General features: G+C 74.2%; 21 protein-coding genes. 7 read left to right on the top strand and 14 right to left on the bottom strand.

Annotated elements, in window-relative coordinates:
* Nucleotides 1-43 precede the first annotated feature (43 nt).
* From ACWC9T_RS05825 to ACWC9T_RS05775, 11 genes are all read right to left on the bottom strand, one after another.
* Nucleotides 44-493 carry a TadE/TadG family type IV pilus assembly protein gene (locus ACWC9T_RS05825; RefSeq protein ID WP_449819802.1) on the bottom strand — a complete coding sequence of 150 codons (450 nt, stop codon included), beginning with the start codon at nucleotides 491-493 and terminating at the stop codon, nucleotides 44-46.
* A complete protein-coding gene (locus ACWC9T_RS05820) occupies nucleotides 490-882 on the bottom strand; it encodes a TadE/TadG family type IV pilus assembly protein (RefSeq protein WP_449819801.1) in 393 nt (130 codons plus the stop codon). Before ACWC9T_RS05820 ends, ACWC9T_RS05825 begins: the two co-directional genes overlap by 4 nt.
* A 35-nt stretch (nucleotides 883-917) precedes the next feature.
* The gene (locus ACWC9T_RS05815; protein ID WP_449819800.1) at nucleotides 918-1,202 is read right to left on the bottom strand and encodes a hypothetical protein; all 285 of its coding nucleotides are present in this window, start codon (nucleotides 1,200-1,202) and stop codon (nucleotides 918-920) included.
* Between the two features lie 48 nt (nucleotides 1,203-1,250).
* On the bottom strand, nucleotides 1,251-2,129 hold the full coding sequence (locus ACWC9T_RS05810) for a hypothetical protein (RefSeq protein WP_449819799.1): 879 nt from the start codon (nucleotides 2,127-2,129) through the stop codon (nucleotides 1,251-1,253).
* Nucleotides 2,126-3,085 (bottom strand): type II secretion system F family protein, encoded by a 960-nt coding sequence (locus ACWC9T_RS05805; RefSeq protein WP_449819798.1) that lies wholly within the window; start codon nucleotides 3,083-3,085, stop codon nucleotides 2,126-2,128. The genes ACWC9T_RS05810 and ACWC9T_RS05805 overlap by 4 nt, the downstream gene beginning before the upstream one ends.
* Entirely contained in the window at nucleotides 3,085-4,713 is a 1,629-nt protein-coding gene (locus ACWC9T_RS05800; RefSeq protein ID WP_449819797.1) for a CpaF family protein, read from the bottom strand. The genes ACWC9T_RS05805 and ACWC9T_RS05800 overlap by 1 nt, the downstream gene beginning before the upstream one ends.
* Nucleotides 4,703-5,956: a hypothetical protein gene (locus tag ACWC9T_RS05795; protein WP_449819796.1), complete on the bottom strand. Its 1,254-nt coding sequence runs from the start codon at nucleotides 5,954-5,956 to the stop codon at nucleotides 4,703-4,705. The genes ACWC9T_RS05800 and ACWC9T_RS05795 overlap by 11 nt, the downstream gene beginning before the upstream one ends.
* The gene (locus ACWC9T_RS05790) at nucleotides 5,956-6,783 is read right to left on the bottom strand and encodes an SAF domain-containing protein (protein WP_449819795.1); all 828 of its coding nucleotides are present in this window, start codon (nucleotides 6,781-6,783) and stop codon (nucleotides 5,956-5,958) included. Before ACWC9T_RS05790 ends, ACWC9T_RS05795 begins: the two co-directional genes overlap by 1 nt.
* 64 nt (nucleotides 6,784-6,847) lie before the next feature.
* On the bottom strand, nucleotides 6,848-7,798 hold the full coding sequence (locus ACWC9T_RS05785; protein WP_449819794.1) for a hypothetical protein: 951 nt from the start codon (nucleotides 7,796-7,798) through the stop codon (nucleotides 6,848-6,850).
* Entirely contained in the window at nucleotides 7,792-8,415 is a 624-nt protein-coding gene (locus ACWC9T_RS05780; RefSeq protein WP_449819793.1) for a hypothetical protein, read from the bottom strand. Before ACWC9T_RS05780 ends, ACWC9T_RS05785 begins: the two co-directional genes overlap by 7 nt.
* 137 nt (nucleotides 8,416-8,552) lie before the next feature.
* Nucleotides 8,553-9,404, bottom strand: a complete 852-nt coding sequence (locus ACWC9T_RS05775) for a hypothetical protein (RefSeq protein WP_449819792.1) — start codon at nucleotides 9,402-9,404, stop codon at nucleotides 8,553-8,555.
* 141 nt (nucleotides 9,405-9,545) lie between these two features.
* Here ACWC9T_RS05775 and ACWC9T_RS05770 point away from each other — a divergent pair, with 141 nt between their 5' ends.
* From ACWC9T_RS05770 to ACWC9T_RS05750, 5 genes are all read left to right on the top strand, one after another.
* Nucleotides 9,546-9,989 carry a pyridoxamine 5'-phosphate oxidase family protein gene (locus ACWC9T_RS05770; protein WP_449819791.1) on the top strand — a complete coding sequence of 148 codons (444 nt, stop codon included), beginning with the start codon at nucleotides 9,546-9,548 and terminating at the stop codon, nucleotides 9,987-9,989.
* A gap of 117 nt (nucleotides 9,990-10,106) precedes the next feature.
* A complete protein-coding gene (locus ACWC9T_RS05765) occupies nucleotides 10,107-10,559 on the top strand; it encodes a MaoC family dehydratase (RefSeq protein ID WP_449819790.1) in 453 nt (150 codons plus the stop codon).
* Between the two features lie 321 nt (nucleotides 10,560-10,880).
* On the top strand, nucleotides 10,881-12,086 hold the full coding sequence (locus ACWC9T_RS05760) for an MBL fold metallo-hydrolase (protein ID WP_449819899.1): 1,206 nt from the start codon (nucleotides 10,881-10,883) through the stop codon (nucleotides 12,084-12,086).
* 247 nt (nucleotides 12,087-12,333) lie between these two features.
* Nucleotides 12,334-13,242, top strand: coding sequence for an acyl-CoA thioesterase (locus tag ACWC9T_RS05755; protein ID WP_449819789.1), 909 nt, complete (start codon nucleotides 12,334-12,336; stop codon nucleotides 13,240-13,242).
* A gap of 100 nt (nucleotides 13,243-13,342) precedes the next feature.
* Complete coding sequence (locus ACWC9T_RS05750) at nucleotides 13,343-13,993, top strand: TetR/AcrR family transcriptional regulator (protein ID WP_449819788.1); 651 nt, start codon at nucleotides 13,343-13,345, stop codon at nucleotides 13,991-13,993.
* 12 nt (nucleotides 13,994-14,005) lie between these two features.
* On the opposite strand, the gene ACWC9T_RS05745 is transcribed toward ACWC9T_RS05750, so the two are convergent.
* On the bottom strand, nucleotides 14,006-15,217 hold the full coding sequence (locus ACWC9T_RS05745; protein WP_449819787.1) for a sulfite oxidase: 1,212 nt from the start codon (nucleotides 15,215-15,217) through the stop codon (nucleotides 14,006-14,008).
* Nucleotides 15,218-15,463: 246 nt separating this feature from the next.
* Entirely contained in the window at nucleotides 15,464-15,694 is a 231-nt protein-coding gene (locus ACWC9T_RS05740) for a helix-turn-helix domain-containing protein (protein ID WP_449819898.1), read from the bottom strand.
* 466 nt (nucleotides 15,695-16,160) lie between these two features.
* Here ACWC9T_RS05740 and ACWC9T_RS05735 point away from each other — a divergent pair, with 466 nt between their 5' ends.
* Nucleotides 16,161-16,340 (top strand): hypothetical protein, encoded by a 180-nt coding sequence (locus ACWC9T_RS05735; protein WP_449819786.1) that lies wholly within the window; start codon nucleotides 16,161-16,163, stop codon nucleotides 16,338-16,340.
* 75 nt (nucleotides 16,341-16,415) lie between these two features.
* Here ACWC9T_RS05735 and ACWC9T_RS05730 read toward each other — a convergent pair whose 3' ends face one another.
* On the bottom strand, nucleotides 16,416-18,167 hold the full coding sequence (locus ACWC9T_RS05730; RefSeq protein WP_449819785.1) for a DUF2398 family protein: 1,752 nt from the start codon (nucleotides 18,165-18,167) through the stop codon (nucleotides 16,416-16,418).
* 306 nt (nucleotides 18,168-18,473) lie between these two features.
* Here ACWC9T_RS05730 and ACWC9T_RS05725 point away from each other — a divergent pair, with 306 nt between their 5' ends.
* Nucleotides 18,474-19,181 carry a lysoplasmalogenase gene (locus ACWC9T_RS05725; RefSeq protein WP_449819784.1) on the top strand — a complete coding sequence of 236 codons (708 nt, stop codon included), beginning with the start codon at nucleotides 18,474-18,476 and terminating at the stop codon, nucleotides 19,179-19,181.
* Nucleotides 19,182-19,218: the final 37 nt, after the last annotated feature.

Genomic DNA, 19,218 nt, shown 5'->3' with positions numbered 1-19,218 from the left:
CGCCCCCAATCCCCCGATCGCCGCGGGCGGGGCCGCGCCGCCGTCATGTGCCCCGGTAACGGTCCACCACCGAGGTGAACTCCCCGACGAGGTGCTTCGTCACGGGTACACCGGACGGTCCGCCAAGCAGGTCGGCGAGTTCGACGTCGCAGATCACGGTGACCTTGACGGTCGCGACCGGACCGTCCGGCAGCGTCAACTCGCCCGTGGTCACCTTGACGTCGCCGTTGCGGCAGGAGACCCCCTGCTGGCGCAGCGTGTCGAGGGCGGAGTCCTTGGCCGGCTTGTCCATCCCGTCGACGCTGCGCTGCAGCGAGGCGGTCCGGGCCCCGGCGCGGGCGGCGGCCTCGACCGTGCCGGCCGTGGTCTGCACCCGCCCGGCGGCGATCGCCACCAGGACCAGCCCGACCACGCCCGGCACGACGATCGCCGCCTCGATCGCGATCCCGCCCCGGTCCCGCCGGCGCGCCCTCCGCCGGAGCCCCCGTCTCACGGCGCCACCACCGGCGCCACCACCGGCGGCACGAAGCGCTCGCGCGGCGCCTCGGCGACCTGCCGGATGCTGGGTGCCGTGAGCCCGGGTATCAGCAGCGGGGGCGTCAGCTCCACGGTGACCCGGATCGTCTTGTCCGTACTTCCGTCGGTCCGCACCTCGTACGAGCGCACGCCCTGCCGGTCCAGGAACTCCCGAGCCTGCCGCTGGGCGGCCGCGTCCTTGTCCTTGTCCTTGTCCTCCAGGTTCCCCTGCAACCGCCCGGCGTCCACGCCCTCGCGCGCGGCGGTGAGCGCGACCTGCCGGTCGTACCACCACAGCGCGGCCTGGACGACGAGCAGCACGAGCAGCAGGACGACCGGGAAGACGATGGCGAGGCTGATGCTCATCGACCCCCGGTCGCCGCGGCGGCGAGGCAGGCGGGTCACTTGCTGGCGCCGCCCGCGCCGCCCGGCATGTTCGGGTCCTGCTCGACCTTGGTGACCACCTTGTCCTTCAGCAGGTACAGCGCGGTCGCCACGGCGCCCGCGACGAACACCAGGGCGATGATGGCGAGGGCCAGTTCGATGCTGATGGCGCCGCGGTCGCCGCGCGCGCGGGCGGCCCGCAGCCGGCCCAGCCGGAGCGTGAACAACAGCAGGGCGAACTGCACGGGCAGCAGGACGGGCCGCATCACCCGGCCGGCCAGCTGGGCGAGTCGTACGGTCATCGGGTTCTCCCGGGGTGTGGTGTGGTGTCAGCTGCTCGGGTAAAGGCATCAGTTGAGCATCTGGTGGAGCGCGGGAAAGACGATCAGAACGGTCATCAGCAGGGTCAGGGCGGCCCCGGGCGCGACCATCCGCTCGCTGTCGGCGTTGGCGCGGGCGAGGTCCTCGGCGAGCAGTTCACCGCGCAGGCCCTTGGCACGGGCCCGCAGGGTGTCGTACACGGCGGCGCCGTCGGTGCCGGACAGCCGCATGATGTCGGCCACGTCCTGGAGCGCGCTGAGGCCCAACTCCTCGGCCAGCGCGTCGAGTCCGGCCCAGGGCGGGAGGCGGTCGGTGGCGGCGCGCTCCAGCGCGTCGCGGATCCGGCGGAACACCACGCCCTGTCCGACCGAGGCGGCGCGGCGCAGTGCCTCGGCGGGGCCACAGTCGGCGGCCCGCTCCATGGCGACGAGTTCCAGGTAGGCGGCGATGCCGTGCAGGTACTCGGTGCGCGCCTCCTTGGCCTCGCCGCGCACGATCGTGTCCGGGACGAAGAACAGCAGCCCGGCCAGCAGCGGTCCGGCGACCAGCGGCAGGGCGAAGGGCAGGCCGACGTCCATCAGCACGACCATCGCGCCGAGGTAGGCGGGCAGCACCAGGCCGAGCGCGGCGAACAGCAGCTTGTGCGCCATGAACCGGGCCGGGGTACGGCCGATCAGGGCGAGTTCGCGGCGCGGGATGGAGACCCCGCGCAGGGTGAGCGAGCGCTCGCCGATCCGGTCGTACCAGCGCGGCCGCTCGTCCGGGTCCTGGGGCCGGTCCGCCGGGGCTCGGTGCAGCCGGTCCAGCGCCTGGCGCAGGTCCGGTGGCGCGGGCCGCAGTTCGGCGATCAGCAGAGCGAGGCCGCCGGCCACGGCGGCGCCGGCCAGCACGGACCAGGGGGAGATCACCGGGCCTCCCCGAGCTGCTCGACGGGCTCCTGTTCGGGGCCGGGCAGGCGGCGCCCGCCCTTGCTGCGCCGGTCCGGCGCGAGCAGCCGGGGCACCGGCGGGTGCGAGGCCAGCGCCCGCATCCAGGCGATGATCGCGACGAACAGCGCGGCGACCCCGGCGAGCACGATCTGCCCGAGGAAGGTCCCGTAGGGGCGGGTGTACTCGGTGTTGAAGGAGCCGACCGTGACGACCAGCACGATGATGCCGACCAGCCAGCGGATGGTGGTGCGGTGCTTGGCCCGGTCGGCCTCGATGGCGCGGCGCTGGCGGACCTCCTCGCGCACCGAGTCGGCCATGTCGGACAGCGTCCGGGCCAGGCCCGGGCCGCTGTCCCCGGCCCGCAGCACGAGGGCCGCGAGCACCTTGTCGGCGGTGGCGTCGGCCAGGCTGTCGGCGAAGGACCGCAGCGCCTCCTCGGGTCGCCAGCGGGCCTGCAACCGGGCGGCCAGCTCGCAGATCTCGTCCTCCAGGGCGGCGGGGGCGGTGCGGCGGCTGGTGACGATGGCCTGGTTGAGGCCCACGCCGAGCAGCAGCACGTCGGCGATCCGCTGGGTCCACTCGGACAGCGCCTCCAGGCGCTCGATCCGGTGGGTGTCCGGGCGGGTGGTGTCGAACAGCCAGGGCAGGCCGAAGACGGCCAGCGGCACCAGCAGCGCGGTCAGCGGGATCCCGGTGAACAGCCAGGCCAGCGGCGCTCCGGCGAGCGCCAGCGGCAGCTGGAGCCGGCGCAGCCGCACCATCCGCAGCGAAGCCGCGCCGGGGGCGCCGTACCAGAAGACGTGGGCGCGGCCGGCCAGCGGGTTGTCCCGGCGGCCCGGCTCGTCCTCGTCGGCGGGCTCGCTGCCGCGGGCCCAGGCCACCAGGGCGACCAGGCCGCCCGCGACCGCCAGCCCGCACAGGGCGAACAGCAGCATCACCGCGCGCCACCACCGATCCGCAGCTGCAGCGGGGTGGCCCAGCCCCCGTACCGGGAGCCGAGCAGCGAGGCGTCGAAGCCGGCCCGGCGCAGGTCGTCCAGGCACTGCGGCGGGGTGTGCGGGACGGCGCGCGGCTCGCCGAGGTCCGGCCGGGGGCCGAAGACGGTGTTCAGCGCGGGACGGCCGCTCTCGCCGAGGCCGGTGACCTCCAGGACGTGCGAGACGAAGCGGTGCCGACGGCCGCCGACGGCGGTCTCGTCGACCATGGTGACGTGCACGATGAGGTCCAGGGCGTTGGCGGTGAGCCGGTAGGCGAGGGCGTCGGTCATGTGCGAGCCGTACTCCAGGCAGAGTTCGGCGATGCGGTCGACCACCATGTGCGGGCCGCGGGCGTGCAGGGTACACATCGAGCCGCCCTCGCCGTTGGTCATGACCCGCAGCATCGGGACGACCTCGCCGGAGCGGACCTCGCCGACGATGACCCGGGAGAGGGTCATGCGCAGCGCGGCCGGGATGAGGTCGCCGATCGTCAACTCCCCGGCCAGGCGGCCGTCGACGCGCTCGCCGTTGCCCTCGCGGGCCTCCATCGGGACGACCTGGCGCAGGTGGCCGAGGGTGTGCAGCCAGAGTTCGAACTCCGACTCCAGGGTGCCGATCCGCTCGTCCGGCGGGATCTCGGCGGCCATCGCGCGCAGCAGGCTGGTCTTGCCGACGCCCTGGGTGCCGGTGATCATCACGTTCTTCCGGGCCCGGATCGCGGCGGCCAGGAAGGCGGCCAAGGTGGCGTCCAGGGTGCCGAGTTCGACCATCTCGGGCAGCGTCGCCGAGGCCACCCGGTGGCGGCGGATCGCCACGTACGGGCGGGGCGTCACCTCGGTGAGCGCCTGCAGGCGCATGCCGCCCTCCAGGCGCAGGGCGAGCGTCGGGCTGGCGGTGGACAGGCTGCGCTCGGCGCCGCCGTGCTGGCGGGCCAAATCCTGGAGCAGCTCGATGAGTTCGGCGTCACTGTCGGCCACCGGCGGGACCTGGCGCAGGGGCTGGTGCACCTTGGAGACCCAGACGTCGTCACAGCCGTTGATCAGAATGTTCTCGATCTCCGGGTCGTCCAGGTAGGGCTGGAGCCGGCCGGCCCGGAACAGCAGGTCGAAGACGGCCTCGGCGAGGGCGCGGTCCTGCTCCCGGGTGGGCGGGATGCCGTGGGTCTGGGCGTAGGCGTCGGACCAGCGGGCGACCGCCTCCTCGATCAGCGCGCGGCCACGCTGGCGGCGGGTGGCACGGTCCGGCTCGGAGCCGGAGCCGACGGTCAACCGACTGATCTGCTGGTGCAGTTCGGCCGCGACCTGACGCTTGAGTTCGCGTGCGACCTGCGGGTCGACGGCCGGGCGGGTGGCGGCCCCGCGCAGGTCCAGCGAGGGCAGTTGGGAGGGTACGGCGGTGGGCCCGGCCGCACCGCCGTGGGCGGGGGCGGCGGGCTGGGGCGCGACCGGGCCGGGCTGGTACGCCGGCGCGGGCCGAGGCGGCGCGGCGGCGGGCGCGGGTGCCGGCGCGGACGTGGACGTGGGTGTCGACCAGGGCAGGGCGGCCGGGTCGGCCGTCGGGCGCTGGTGCAGGGGGCTACCGCGCACGGAGCACCTCCCCGGGGTTGTACGGGTACGGCTGTCCGCCGACCTGACGCTCAGCCACCACAGGCTGCTGGAGCGGGTACCGTCTGTCCTCGTCGGACGGTCGCGGCGTCTGGACGTGCGCCGGGAACGGCGCCGGGGCGGCCGGCTGCGGCGCCAGCCCGGCCAGCGGCGCGACCGGTCCGGTGGTGATCAGGGGCGGGACGTACGACGGCTGCTCACCCTCGCCGGGGTCGTAGGCAGGTTCCGCGTAGGGCGGTTGTCCGTACGGCGGTTGTCCGTACGGCGGTTGTCCGTACGGCGGTTGTCCGTACGAGGCCGGGGCAGCCATCGGCGGCAGCGGCGCCACCGGCCCCGGGGCGGGAACCGGCGCCGGGGCGGGCACGGTGGGCGTAGCCGGAGCGGGCGCGGCCAGCGGCGCCGTGAGCTGGGCGGGCGCGGGCGTCGGCGCGGCGTTCGGGGTGAGCCGCTGGCGCCGTCGGCGGACCAGCAGCTGCAGTTCGTCGGCCGCCGAACGGGCCGTGCGCATCAGCTCCGAGCGGATGAACCGCCGGTCGGTGGTGTCCCCGCCGTCGGAGAGCACCCGCGCGGTACGGGCGGCGTGCGGCAGCACTCCGAGCACCGGCAGGCCGAACTCCCGGGACACCTCCGCCCCCGAGTACGGCCCCTCGGCGACCAGCAGCAGCCCGAACGCGTCCACCCCGGTCCCGCCAGCGGTCAGGTCCTCGGCGAGGGCGGCGAGCCGGGGGCGCGCCGCACTCAGCCCGCGCAGCGTGGTGCGCACCGTCGCCGCCACCACGTCCGCACGGCGGGCCAGCACCGCGCTCGTCCCGGTGGCGCCGGAGCGGCCGAGGTCCAGGATGACGTCGTAGCCCTGCTGCTCGATGCCGTGCAGCAGTTCGGCCAGCGGCTCCCAGGTGTAGGCGAGGCCGGGCGCCTGGGCCGGGTCGGTCAGGCCGGGCAGCAGCAGCCGCTCGGCGTTGCCCTCGGGAGAGAGGTCGATCAGCTGCTCCCAGATGGTCTGGGCGAGCAGCCCTCGCCGGTCGGCGACGGCGAGGTTGCGCAGCCCGTACACCGCGTCGACCCGACCTTCCAGGGCACCCGCGAGCACCGCGCCTCCGTCCGGGTCGGCCTCGACCAGCAGGATCCGCCGGCCGGGTTGCAGCGGCCAGGCCAGCAGCAGCGCCAGCGCGGTCGTGGTCGCGCCCGGCGCGCCCGGACCGCCGACCACCGCGATCACCGCCATCAGGCGCCACCCGTCCCGGCCGGGGCACCCGTTCCGGCCGGGGTGGCGGGCGCGGTGGCCGCGCCGGTGGGTGCCGCCGACGGGGAGGCCGGGGAACCGGCCCCGGCGCCGCCCGGGGCGGCGCGCGGCGCCAGCAGCACCTGGATCCGCCCGCTCGCCACCCACTGCGCCAGCCGGGGCCCGTCCGCCGCGCCGACCGCCACGTCGATCACCTGGCTGCCGTCGGTGTCCACCCGGCCGACCGTGATGACCGTCGCCGGCAGCGAGTCGGCCCGGCCGGTGTCGGGGGTGTTGACCACGACGATCTGCACCCCGGGCTGGAGCCGGCTGGCGGGCAGCTGGGTGCGCTTGGCCGACACCCCGACCACGATCTGCCCCGGCTGCACCGACAAGCCCTGCGCCAGGTCCGAACTGATCAGCATGGACCCGCGCTTGAGGTCGGTGGCGGCCCGCATGCCGACCGCCTTGGCCCGGTCCTGGGCCGACACCGGCCGCAGCGCCGGATCCCCCGCGATCCGGGCCACCACCAGGTCGTCCTCGGTGATCACCTGCCCCCAGGGCACGTCCCGGGCCAGCGCCAGAACCGCGACCCGCTGCCCGGTGCTGTCGTAGAGGACGGCGCCGCCCAGCCCGCCGGCCGCGATCAGCGCGACCGCCATCGCCAGCACCGCCGGGCGCCGCCGCCGGGCCCGCATGGTCCGCCCGGGCGCGTGCGGCACGGCACGGCCGCGACCCCTGCCCTGCTCCTGCTGCTCCGGGGGCGCCACGGACACCGCGGCGCCGGCGGGTGTGCCGGATCCCGGCGTCGCGAATGTACGGTTCTCCACCGGGTTCCGCCCTTCCCTCGTTCGCTTCCGGTTCGTCAGTGGTCGAATCGCCGTCGTGGCGCGGTCAGTTGAGGACCTGCACCTCGGCGACCTTGACCGCGAAGGGTTCGCTGTCCTGCTTGAGCTTGTCGATCGTGTAGGTCGCAGGCTTCGGCCCCGTGACGACCACGTCGGCCGCCCAGCGCGTCCGTACCGTGGCGCTGAAGACGCCGTTCTGCTTCGTGCCCGAGCCGACCTTGAACTCGTAGCCGCAGTCCGGGGACTTGGCGGCGCCGTACGTGGGGTCGTACGGCGTCCCGGCCGTCGCGCACTCCGCGGTTTGGCCGCCGCCGAAGTCCCAGGTGGTGCCGGTCAGTCGGACCGTGACGGTGACCGAGACTCCCCCGGACTCGGCGTACCCCGGCTTGGGCGGCACCGAGTTCTCCGCCCAGAGCCAGACCGGTGCCTTGACCACCGCCGTCCCGCCGGGCGCGACGCGGCCCACCGGCGCCGGGAGCTTGACCTGGTCGAAGGCCTCCTGCTTGAGCTCCGCCAGGGTCTTCTGGCGCTGCCCGTTGGGCCCGTTGGGCACGAACTCGATCTCGGCGCCGTCCTGGCCCCCGTTCGTCTGCGGGCAGACCTTCGAGTAGAGCGAGCCCTCCGAGGCCTTGTGCCCCTTCCACGCGTCGTCGCTCTCGGGAAGCTGCTTGTCCAACGGACGGAAGTAGCACCCCCGGTCGCTGTCGAACCAGCCCCACTGCGGGTCGTGGCACGCCCACTGCACGTCGTGGTAACTGCACAGCTCCGGACCCGGGTCCACTGCGCCGCCCCCGCCCCCACCGGGATTCGAAGCTCCGGGCGCGGGCGTCGTTCCGCCGGAACTGGCGTGGGCGCAGATCACGCTCGGGAAACACTGCTCGGCCCCGCCGCTCGGCGGTTCGTCCGCCGTCGCCGTCACCGCCGAGGACAGCAGCAGCCCGGCGGACAACGACGCGACGACCGCGAACCGCCCGGCCGGTTTCCGCGCGTTCAGCATGTCCGGTCCACCTCCCGCGTGAACTCGTAGATCAGCCAATGTGCTTGGAACCTGCGCAGGGACGCGGTCGCGACGTACCGGTTCAAGCGCTGCCCGGGATCCTTTGCGGCCCCGGTGACGGCATCGACGCGATGCCAGCCGGAGAGATCGACGCAGTCCTCGATCACGGCGGTCCGCGGATCGGCTTTCAGATCAATCGCCTTCACCACCGCCGAATTGCGCGGCGTCCCGGTCATCACCACTTTGGCCTCGTGGAGTTGGCGGAGGCTGACGAGGGTGTCGGACAGGGCGCGGCCCGAGGAGTACTGCTGCAGCGTAAAACCGTCCGAATCCGTGCGCCCGAATACCTCGGTCTGGGCCTGCCACCAGTCCTGATACGCACTCAGGGCGAGCCGCGCCATGGCGCCTTCCGGGCCGTCGGTCGGCGCGATCGTGGCGTTTACCGAACCACCCGAAGGAGTTAACGGGTTCACTCCCGCAACAGTGGGCGCAGCCGAACCGAGACGATCGACGGAACCGTCGGCACCACCGCTCGCACAAGCGCCGAGCAGCAACACCAGAACCGCCCCACCAACCCCAACGGCCCCAGGGCGCAACACATTTCCGCGCTGCCGCATCGCCCCACCTCGTCGCGACCGAGCCGATCCGTGATCCACGGCCGCCAGAAGATTTACTTCGTCCCGCCGGTGTTTCCGCTGGGGATCGATTCTTCGCCAACCCACCCCATCACGGCAACACCTCAGGCCCCCCGACCTTACGCGGAAGGCGGTTCCGTCGGGGCACTTTCCCGCCACAGAACGGCCAACAGTTCTTCGGAAAGCGACAATCCGGCCAATGCGCCCCGAACCGCGGCCCGATTGCGCATCAACAGGCGCCCGCCGTGCGGCGGAACGAGCAGGCGCGCGCCCGGCGCACCCGAACTACCGGCTGACTCTTCCCCGTCCAGCAACCCGGCGACGGCCGGCTGGAGGTCCAGCGGGGCGACGGCCGCGGGAGCACCCGGGACGCCGTGGCGCAGGACAGTGGTGAGTGCCCGGCTGAACGAGCCATCGCCGCCCGGCAGTACGGCGTCCCGGCCGCGTCTGCCCGGGGTGAAGCGGCCGACCCGGCCCCACAGCGGGACCCGGGAGTAGCTGAGCAGTTCGCCCGCGCTGTCCTCGCCGCCGCGCTCCAGCGCCGTCCAGGTGTCGCGGTCGGCCACCGCGTCGACCAGCAGCAGCGCCTCCTCCTGGTCGCCGTGCACCATCGCGCTGACCACCCAGTCCCACGCCAGGCCGCGCCGGTAGGCGTTGTCGGGGGTGCTGCCGCCGGTGACCAGGGCGAGCCGGCGACCGCGGGGGTCGGCGACCAGCTGGCCGACCAGGCAGACCACCAGCCATCGGCCTGGGTGCTGGGCGGCGCCCCGGACCGCGGTGAGTATCGCGTTGGCGTCCGCATACGGCGCCGTACGGGTGACGCGACAGCCGGCCGCGCCGGTGTCGAAGCACATCCCGGGCAGCACCTCGGCCAGCAGCCGGGCGCCGTCCGGCGCGAGCGCCGAACCCCCGTACGCCCGGTCCGGCCCGCCGTCCGCCCCGATCACCACCAGATCGACCCCGCCGGCCATCCGTCCGCCCCCTCCTCCACCATTCCTCCACCCGCCGGGCAGGCTACCGCTCCGGGCGGCCGCCGACGGGGCTCCCGACCCGTCCGCTCAGGGACCATGGGCCCTATCGACGCGCGTACCGACCGGAGGACGATCGGACGCATGGAGCGTGAGGACCGTGTGGAGACCCTGAGCGAGGCCGAGTGCCTGCGGCTGCTCAGCACCGTGCCCGTCGGGCGCGTGGTGTACACCGAGCACGCGCTGCCGGCCGTCCTGCCGGTCTCCTTCGAGGTCCTGGACGGGCGGCTGGTGCTCGCCGTGCGCCGGGGAAGTGCCACCGCGCGCGGGCTTGACGGCACGGTGGTGGCCTTCCAGGCCGATCTGCTGGACCCGGTCACCCGCACCGGGTGGAGCGTGCTGGTGCACGGTCGGGCGGACGCGGTGCGAGACCCCGAGCAGGTGCGGCGGGTGCTGCGCTCCGGGCTGCGGCCATGGGTGGGCGATCCGGAGCCGCTGTTCATCGCGCTGGTGCCGGAGCTGGTCAGCGGGCGGCGGCTGTTCCCGACCGGCCAGGGCTCGCCGGGGCACGCGGCGCTGCGGCCCTGACGCGCTGCCGTTCCGCGCTTCCCTTTTCCCGTCCGCTCCTGACAGATACCAACGGGTAGGCATACGCTTCCGGCGTCCTGGCCCCTCGCCGGGCCCGTCCCCCTCCAGGAGCGCACCGTGACGACCTTCGCCTCCCTCGCCGAGCTGACCGCCGCCGTCGGCACCGAACTGGGCACCAGCGAGTGGCACACCATCGACCAGCGGCAGATCGACCTGTTCGCCGAGGCGACCGGGGACCACCAGTGGATCCACGTGGACCCGGAGCGGGCGAAGGAGAGCCGGTTCGGCTCGACCATCGCGCACGGCTACCTGACCCAGTCGATGATCCCGGTGCTGGCCAAGGAGTGCTACAGCGTCGAGGGCGTGCGGATGGCACTGAACTACGGCTCGGACAAGGTCCGCTTCCCGGCCCCGGTGCCGGTGGGCACGGCGATCCGGGCCACCGCCGAGCTGGTCTCGGCCACCGAGGTGCCGGGCGGGGTCCAGGCGGTGGTCCGGTTCACCATCATGAGCGAGCAGAGCGCCAAGCCGCACTGCGTCGCGGAGGCGATCACCCGCTTCTACGCGTAACGCCGACTGGTACGCGTAGCGCCGGCTTCCACGTGGAGCGCGGATCCGGGTTCCGGCCCGCGCCGGGTACGCCGATTGGACCGTACCGGACTCTCCACCGGGTCCGGACGGCCCACGGCGAGTAGTCTCCGACGAGATGGTTGTCGTACCACGTGGGCCCATCTGCCCCAAGGGTGCGCGCCCGGGCATGCCCCGGTAGCCGTGACCGTCCCTGGAGGAGCCGTGCCCCGCCCTGCCCCGTGGTTCTCCCGTCTCGCCGGTCTGACCTCACAGCTCGCCCCGCCGTCCGCCGGGCCGGTCGCCGACCGCGCCGTCCCCGGACTGGCCGGACTCCCCCGCGCGGCCTGGCACCGGGTCCGGACCGACGCCTTCGGGGCCGATCCCCGGGGCGAGCGGCTGGCCCGGATCCGCCGCTCGCCCCAGTTCGTCGACGGCGCCTTCCGCAACCCGGTGCCGACCCGCCGCCTGGTGTACGAGCGGAGCCCGCTGGAGATCACCCGCGCCCAGCTGGGCGGGGACAAGACCCGCCGCTCGCCAGCCGCCGCCGTGCCGGTGCACCGACTGCTGCCGGTCGACCTGGCCACGCCACCGGAGTCCGGGCTGCGGCTCACCTGGCTCGGGCACGCCACCGTGCTCGCCGAGATCGGCGGGCGGCGCGTGCTGATCGACCCGGTCTGGGGCGAGCGTTGCTCCCCGTTCACCTGGACCGGACCCAAGCGGCTGCACCCGGTGCCGCTGCCGCTGTCCGAACTCGGGCCGGTGGACGTGGTGGTGGTCTCGCACGACCACTACGACCACCTGGACATGGCCACCGTACGGGCCCTGATCGGCAGCGACGCGGTGTTCGCCGTACCGCTCGGGGTCGGGGCGCACCTGGAGCACTGGGGGGTGCCGGCCGGACGGATCGTCGAACTGGACTGGTGGGAGTCCGCCGAGGTCGCCGGGCTGACCCTGACCGCCACCCCCGCCCGGCACTACTGCAGCCGCGGGCCGCGCACCAGCACGTTGTTCCTGTGGTCGTCCTGGGTGGTTGCGGGCGGCGGGCACCGGATCTTCCACAGCGGGGACACCGGGTACTTCCCCGGCTTCGCGGAGATCGGGCGTCGGCTCGGACCGTTCGACGCGACGATGATGCAGGTCGGCGCGTACAGCGAGTTCTGGCCCGAGGTGCACATGACCCCCGAGGAGGGCGTCCGGGCACACCTGGACCTGGGCGGCGAGCTGCTTCTGCCGATCCACTGGTGCACCTTCAACCTGGCGGCCCACCCGTGGGAGGAGCCCGCCGAGCGCGTCGTCACCGCCGCCCAGGCGCTCGGCGCCCGCCTCGCGGTCCCCCGCCCCGGCAAGCCCTTCGAGCCCGTCGACCCGCCGGCGCTGCGGCTCTGGTGGCGCGCGGTGACGGCCGTGCCGCGCGGCATCGAGCCGCTGGTCTCCGAGCGCGAGAGCGCGGCGGCGGCCACGACGGGGACGGCGGTGCGCGAACAGGTGACAGATTTCAGCGAACAGATTTCGAAATCTGTTCACTGAACGCCGTTTGCTGAAATCCGTGCACAGCTGCTCGACGAGCGTCGGACGGCCGCCCAGGACAGCCGACGGGCACGGAAAGGCGTACGCGTGTGCGGATTACGTCATGCGGAGCACGCGTCATGCGGAGCACGCCAGGTCACCGGTCTGACAGCCCATCGGGCCGACATCGAAATGAAACGTGTTCTACACCCTGTGAGTGTTACCCAGGACACACCACCGTACGGTTGGCTTCTGCCACTATGGGCCGGTGACCGACCTGACCGAACAGCAGACCCCGGCCGAGCAGGCGCCCCGCCCGGCCGCTCCGTTCGCCGAGTTGCTGGAGATCGAGCAGCTGGACGAGAACACGTTCCGGGGCTACTGCCACGCCGGGGCCCCGATGCGCGCCTTCGGCGGCCACGTCGCCGCCCAGGCCCTCGCAGCCGCCGGACGCAGCTGCGAGGCCCCGCGCGCGGTGCACTCGCTGCACAGCTACTTCCTGCTGCCCGGCAACCCCACCCGGCCGATCACCTACGAGGTCGAGCGGCTGCGCGAGGGCGTCACCTACGCCACCCGCCGGGTCCGGGCGGTGCAGGACCGGAACGAGATCTTCAGCCTCACCGCTTCCTTCAAGCGCCCGGAGCCGACCGGCGAGCGCCACCGCGAGATGCCGCCGGTGCCCGCCCCGGAGTCCCTGCCCGACGCCTTCTCGCACTGGGACGAGGAGCTGCAGGCCGCGATGAGGAACTCCGACGGCTTCCGCGACCTCGAACTGCGCTTCGTCCCGGCGGACGCCCCGGGCGTGCCGCCGGCCGTCCCCGGGATGCCGCAGCAGTTCGTCTGGCTGCGCATCGCCACCCCGTTCCCGGCCGGCGACCCACTGCTGCACACCTGCGCGCTCACCTACCTGTCCGACCTCACGCTGGCCTCCACCGCAGGACTGCACGAGCAGCCGAACTTCTTCCAGCGCACCGAACCGCCCCGGCTGCTGATGGCCTCGCTGGACCACGCGATGTGGTTCCACCGCCCGTTCCGGGCCGACGAATGGCTGCTGTTCGCCCAGCGCAGCCCGTCCGCCTCGGACGGCCGGGGCCTGTCGCTCGGCGAGTTCTACGACCGGGACGGCCGACTGGTGGCCTCGGCCGTCCAGGAGGCGCTGATCCGCAGGCTGCCGTAGCCGGCGGACGGCCCCGGGCACCCCGGTGGCCGCCGGGCGAACGGAAGGGGGCCGGTCGGCGTCATACTCCTGAGCGGCCCCGGCCCGTATCATGGTGCGGGTGACCAAGGTTGACCTGTCACCACGGCCGGTGGAGGCGATGTCTCCGCGTCAGCTCGAACGCCGCGAAAGCCTGATCGCGGCCGCGCTCGCCCTGGTGAACGAGATCGGCGTCGAGCGGCTGCAGATGAAGCAGGTCTGCGAGCGGTCCGGAGTCGCCCTGGGGACGACGTACCGCTACTTCTCCTCCAAGGACCACCTCCTGGCGGCGGCGATCGCCGAGTGGCACCGCCTGTTGCTGGCCGACCTGGTGGCCGAGCTGCGCGGACCGCGCGCCGGGCTGGGGGCCACCGACCGGGCGGTGCGGTTCGTCCGGGGCGGGATGCGGGCCTACCAGCGCCAGCCCGAGCTGGCCCGGCTTCGGGTGGCCGTCGCCGCCTCCACCGATCCCTTCGCCAGCGAGGCCCTGCAGGGGATGGCCCGGGCCGACAGCGCCGCCCTGCAGGCGGTGACGGCCGAGGTGCCGGCGGCGGCCAGCGACCTGGTGCGGCACATCGTCGCGCACGCCTGGCAGGGGGAGCTGACCGCCTGGGTGACCGGCCGCACCACCCTCGGGGACGCCCGGCGGCGGTTGGAGGACGTGGTGCGGCTGGTGCTGACCCCGTACGAGACCCACTACCCGGCCCCGTACGAGGTCCAGTCCACCGGCTGAGCCCCGGCTTCGTCAGACCACCGCCACCGGGTGCACCACCACGGCGCCGAACAGGTAGCCCTCCCGGTTGAACGGCGCCCGCTCCGGCTGGGTGCCACCGAGGCGGTCCGTCGCGCGGGCGCGCAGCTCGTACGGGCCGGGCCGCTCGGGGCGCCAGTCGATGCTCCAGCGCGTCCAGTTGTCGGCGAGCGGCTCCTCGCACAGCGCGGCGGGCCGCCAGCTCCGGCCGCCGTCGGTGCTCACCTCGACCCGGCTCACCGGGGCGGTGCCGGACCACGAACGTCCGTGCAGCCGGTGCTCTCGCCCGGCCTCCAGCACCGCACCCGCGGCCAGCTCGAAGGCGGACTTCACCACCTGGGTGCTGAGCGGGGCGCCGCCGCCGGGCGGGTAGTCCGGGCCGAACATCCGGTAGAAGTCGGTGTTCCACGGCGAGCGAAGCGGGTGGTCGGCCACCTCGATGGCGCCGACCCACTTGATCGAGGCGATGCCCACCCAGCCGGGCACCACCAGCCGGGCCGGCGCGCCGTGGTCCGGGGTCAGCGGCTCGTCGTTCATCTCGTACGCGAGCAGCACGTCCTCCAGCGCCTTGGCGACCGGCAGCGGGCGGCGCACCGGGCCGTAGTTGACGCCGCCGACCACGTAGTCCGGGTCCAGGCCGACCGGCAGCAGGTCCACCGCGCCGTCGGTCAGCCCGGCCGCCCGCAGCACCTCGGCCAGCCGGACCCCGCGCCAGCTCGCCGAGCCGATGCCGCCGAGCGTCCACGGGGTGCCGGGCACGGACTGGTGCTGCTGGCTGCGGTAGTAGCTGCGGCCGTTGCCGGCGCACTCGATCACCGCGTCGATCCGGGTGGCCGGCAGGGCTCGCAGGTCCGCCAGGCCGAACTCGACCGCCTGCTCGGCCGTCGGCGCGCCGCGCAAGCCGCCGCCGAACAGCCGCAGCCGCCAGCGGTCCGGGTCGATCAGCGGGGTGCCGGTGTGGTTGCGGACGAAGAACCGTTCCGTCGGCACATGACGGCCGATCGCGGCCTTGCCGTCGGCGTCGCGCAGAGCCTCCCAACGCATCTCGGCATTGGTGTCGTGCGGGACGAACCACTCGGCAGGAAGCGGTTTGACGATTCCGGACACAGGCCAGGGCACCTCCTCGGCGGCCGCCCGGCCCGGGGCGAACACCGGCGCGGCCAACGCGGGCACGGTGAGCGCCCCGGCGGCGGAGCGCAACGGCATCCGGACGGCACTGTCCGGATGGCGCTCCGTGTCTCAGCGTAGGGGATCCGGCGCTTCACGTAACCAGGGCCGTCGGCCGGGGTTCCGGTGCGATCTCCGGCTTGACCTTCTCACCGGTTTGACATCCTCCCGCGCCTGCGGCACGGACACCCGTGGATCGCAGGTCGCCAAGGTGGGTTCCCCGTTCAACGGGCCGTGCCTGGCGTGGGATCGCCACACCCGGACTGACCGGCCCTCCAAGGGCGTTTAGCCTGTCCGCCTGCCCGGCGGCCAGGATGTTGCGAGCAGCATTGAGGTCACGGTCATGCAGGACGCCGCAAGCGGAACAGGCGCCGCCGTGATCACCAGCTTCTGGAGATCGGCGCTCTTCGGGTACGGCAAACCTCCTTTCCGGGCATCCTTCCGCGCCGCAAGAGCGTCGTTGTACACCACCCGCGCGCACCCGAACGTCCGGGCCAGCGCCGCTCGCTGGCCCACCGTCGGGTAGATGCGATACGAGTACCTCAGATGCACACGATCAACCTACCGGGGGCCACTGACATCGCCTCCCGTACAGAACTCCGGAGCTCACTCCGCCCCTTCGTGGCTCCGAGACAAGGAACCGATTCCTCCCGGGGCTGAAGCCCCCGGCTTCCTCGCCAGAATCAGGTGAACACCTAGCGTTCCCGCTGTCGGAGCAGTCCCGCATGAACCCGCGAAATCCCGCCTGTCCGGCCCGTCCACACCCGTCCACGGCCGCCCGCCCATCCCCGCCCGCGGCCTCCGGGCCGCCGTACGGGTCGCCGGTCGGCGAGGCCCTCGCCGATGCGGACGACCCACTGACCGGCGCATACGCCCCACCCGGCGGCAGGATGGGGCGTATGCGGCCAACCGACGCCCAACCCCCGTCCGGACTTCACCCGCGCGTACCGACCGTTCACACCGCCCTGGGACCCTCCCTGTCATGAACGCCAGCTCTCAGGCGCCCTACCAGGAACCGCGCTTCCCCCTCCCGCAGCACCACCGCCGCCTCCTCGCCTGCACCGCCGTCCTCGCCTCCATCGCCCTCGGCACCCTCGGCGTCGGCGCCACAGTCGAAACCGTCCAGCACGGCCCCCTCGCCACCACCACCGCCAGCAAGTAGCCGGCCGCACCCGGCACCGCCGTCCACCCCGGACGCGGTGCTTTCGCGTTCCCTGCGCGGGAAGACGCGAAGCACCTACACCCGCCGCCCCTCACGCGCCGCCGGGGGCGGGGCCGCCGGGCGGGAGTGGCGGCCGGTGCTGGGGGTGGGGTGGAGGTCGGGGGCCGGGGCGTATCGGGCGGCCGGGGGGCGGAGGAGCCAGGTGGTGCGGGGAGTGGGGGTGATGAGGCCGAGGCGGTGGAGGAGGTCGAGGGCGTCTCGGCGCAGGGCGGTGCGGTCGGCGAGGTAGCGCGCGGGGAGGCCGTATTCGTCGGTGATGTCGCCGAGGACGCCGTCTATCAGGGCGTCGGGGACGGGGACGTCGCCGTCGGCGCTCTCGCCGGGCAGCGGGCGGACCTCCTCGACCAGACGCTCGACCAGCAGCAGGGTGGCCTGGGCGAGGGTGCCGGCGCCGGGGAGGGCGAGGTCGGTGAGCTCGGCGGCCGGGTCGAGCAGGGCGACGCCCTCGGCCCGCAGTTCGGCCTCGAGGCCGAGGAACTCGGCGAGCGCGGCCGGGCCGCTGAGCCGGTGCTCGTGCAGCCAGGCGCGCCGCTCCTCGGGGAGGTCGGCGGCGAGGACGGCGGGCGTCTCGGCGAGGAGGCGGCGGACGGCGGTGGCGGGCTCGGCCTCGGCGGCGCGGCGGATGAGGTCGGCGGCGTCGTCGGCGAGGGCGGGCGGGCCGGCCGGGACGGCGCGGGCGAGTTCCCGGTCGACGGTGAGCACGAAGTCGGCGTCGGCCGGGTCGGACGGCAGGTCGCCGAGCACCTGCCAGGCGGCGAGCGCGGCGAGTGCCATCGCGAGGTCGGCCGGCTCGGCGGCGAGTTCGGGTGCCGCGGCGCGCATCGCGTCGAGCAGGCGTCCGTACGGGAGTTGCTCCGGGGCGTCGACGAGCAGGGCCAGGGCGAGCGCGAGTTGGGCGTAGCCAGCCGGGGTGAACGGGGCGTTGGTGACGGGGTGTTCGAGGCGGCGGGCGGCGCCGGGACCGAGGCCCGCCTTGCAGAGCCGGGCGTGCCAGGGGCCGACGACCAGCCGGTAGCCGAGCAGGGTGTCGAAACGCTCGGTGAGCCAGTCACGGTGACGGCGGATCAGCGGGAAGCCGTCGGCGTGCGGGCCGGAGGCGGTGACCAGCGGGTGGGCGAGCAACAGCCGGGCGGCGATGCGGCGTTCGGCGGCCGGGAGTTCCGCGCCGGATCGATCCTGCGGTTCGGCGGGTGCGCCCGGGAGCGCCCGGACCCGCTCGGGCTTGCGGTGCCTGCCGGGCCTGCCCGGCTTGGCGCCTGACCGGACGACGGGCAGTGCGGCATCGTCGCGCCGGGCTCGGCGCAGGCCGCCGTCGGTGCGGGCGTCGCGGGCTCGCGGGACGGTGGCGCCGCCGTGGGCGGTCGGGCCGTGCCACCAGCTGACGCCGGGGTCGGCGGGCTCGGCGGGGGCCCCGAGGTGGCGGGCGGGGTAGAGGCCGAAGGAGGCGGTGCACAGGTCGTCCGCGGTGCCGGGGGTGGCGGCGGCGAACCAGTGGGCGAGTCGCAGCAGCCCCGGGTCGGGCGAGAGGCCCTCCCCGGTCGCCTGCGGGCCGTCAGCGCCACCCTCGGGAGCGAGCTCGGCTACCGCGTCAGCATCGGCGGGGTCGCGGTCCGGCCCGGAGCCGGGCGGCGAGCAGCCCGGGGAGGAGTCGGCTTCGCGTACGGCGAGAACGGCGTCGGCGGCTCCCCGTCCTGCCCCGCCCGTGCGTCCGTCCGGCCTGCCGACGGCCATCCTGGTGGCGCCGACCGCGTACTCCTGCTGCTCCATGTCGGGATCCAGACTAGACGGTGACCGGGTCACCCGGTGGCAGCAACCGCCCTCCTGAGGAACTCTCCGCAGGAGCCCTTGAAGCGGCCGCGCACCCTCCGCTACCCGGCCGCCCGTCATCCGCCGTACCCAGCCGGGGTTACGCACGGGTAACCTGCTCTTCCCCGGCCCCATCGGCTCCTTTGGGGTCGGTGGACCCCCACCCGAGCGACTCGGAGGCACTCGCCACATGAGTGAGCGAAGCGAGCGAATCATCAAAAAGTGCGTATGGGCGAATGCCCCTGCCGAGCGCAGCGAGGCGGGCGCATGAGTATCAGTACGACCACCCGCGCCGCCGGCCTCGGCAGCCGCCTGCGTTCGGCCACCGGCCTGCTCGGCGGGTTCGCGGCCACCTCGGCGGCGCACCTGGGCTCGATCCTGTCCGGCGCCTCGGTGCTGCAGAACGCCACCAAGCCGGCCCTGATGCCGCTGCTGGCCGCGCACAGCGTGACGGCGGCCACGACGGCCGGTCGGCAGGCGCCGAAGCTGCTGGCTCCGGCGCTGCTGGCGAGCGCGGGCGGGGACGTGCTGCTGCAGCTGAAGAACGACCCCGCGTTCCTGGCCGGCATGGGCTCGTTCGCGGCGGCGCACGTCTGCTACGTGACGATGTTCGTCCAGCGCGGGGCGCTCACCGACCGCCGTCGCGCCCTGGTGGTCGCGGCCGCGTACGCGACGGCCTGGGTGGGCCTGGTCAGCCGGCTCTGGCCGGACCTCGGGGACCTGAAGGTCCCGGTCGCGGGCTACAGCCTGCTGCTCACCTCGACGGCCGTCACCTCGGCCGGGTTGGGCTGGCGGACCGGGCTGGGCGGGGCGCTGTTCCTGCTCTCCGACACGCTGATCGCCACCCAGCTGGCGAAGTGGCGCGAGCTGCCGGGGCATCAGTTCTGGATCATGGCGACGTACGTCCTGGCCCAGTACCTGCTGGCCAGCGGCATCCTCCAGCACCAGGAGCGGCAGGAGCGGGCGGCCGCCTGACGCACCGTCGCGCCGCCGGTCCCGTCAGGGTCCGGCG

It is taken from the genome of Kitasatospora sp. NPDC001159, from assembly GCF_053598235.1.
This window is presented reverse-complemented; position numbering and strand designations above follow the sequence as displayed.

What these genes read in the sequence shown, in the direction of transcription:
- ACWC9T_RS05785 (WP_449819794.1), bottom strand. Translation starts at nt 7,798, where the DNA reads ATGCTGAACGCGCGGAAACCGGCCGGGCGGTTCGCGGTCGTCGCGTCG.
- ACWC9T_RS05725 (WP_449819784.1), top strand. Translation starts at nt 18,474, where the DNA reads ATGAGTATCAGTACGACCACCCGCGCCGCCGGCCTCGGCAGCCGCCTG.
- ACWC9T_RS05745 (WP_449819787.1), bottom strand. Translation starts at nt 15,217, where the DNA reads ATGCCGTTGCGCTCCGCCGCCGGGGCGCTCACCGTGCCCGCGTTGGCC.
- ACWC9T_RS05780 (WP_449819793.1), bottom strand. Translation starts at nt 8,415, where the DNA reads ATGCGGCAGCGCGGAAATGTGTTGCGCCCTGGGGCCGTTGGGGTTGGT.
- ACWC9T_RS05775 (WP_449819792.1), bottom strand. Translation starts at nt 9,404, where the DNA reads ATGGCCGGCGGGGTCGATCTGGTGGTGATCGGGGCGGACGGCGGGCCG.
- ACWC9T_RS05730 (WP_449819785.1), bottom strand. Translation starts at nt 18,167, where the DNA reads ATGGAGCAGCAGGAGTACGCGGTCGGCGCCACCAGGATGGCCGTCGGC.
- ACWC9T_RS05820 (WP_449819801.1), bottom strand. Translation starts at nt 882, where the DNA reads ATGAGCATCAGCCTCGCCATCGTCTTCCCGGTCGTCCTGCTGCTCGTG.
- ACWC9T_RS05735 (WP_449819786.1), top strand. Translation starts at nt 16,161, where the DNA reads ATGAACGCCAGCTCTCAGGCGCCCTACCAGGAACCGCGCTTCCCCCTC.
- ACWC9T_RS05770 (WP_449819791.1), top strand. Translation starts at nt 9,546, where the DNA reads ATGGAGCGTGAGGACCGTGTGGAGACCCTGAGCGAGGCCGAGTGCCTG.
- ACWC9T_RS05815 (WP_449819800.1), bottom strand. Translation starts at nt 1,202, where the DNA reads ATGACCGTACGACTCGCCCAGCTGGCCGGCCGGGTGATGCGGCCCGTC.
- ACWC9T_RS05805 (WP_449819798.1), bottom strand. Translation starts at nt 3,085, where the DNA reads ATGCTGCTGTTCGCCCTGTGCGGGCTGGCGGTCGCGGGCGGCCTGGTC.
- ACWC9T_RS05795 (WP_449819796.1), bottom strand. Translation starts at nt 5,956, where the DNA reads ATGGCGGTGATCGCGGTGGTCGGCGGTCCGGGCGCGCCGGGCGCGACC.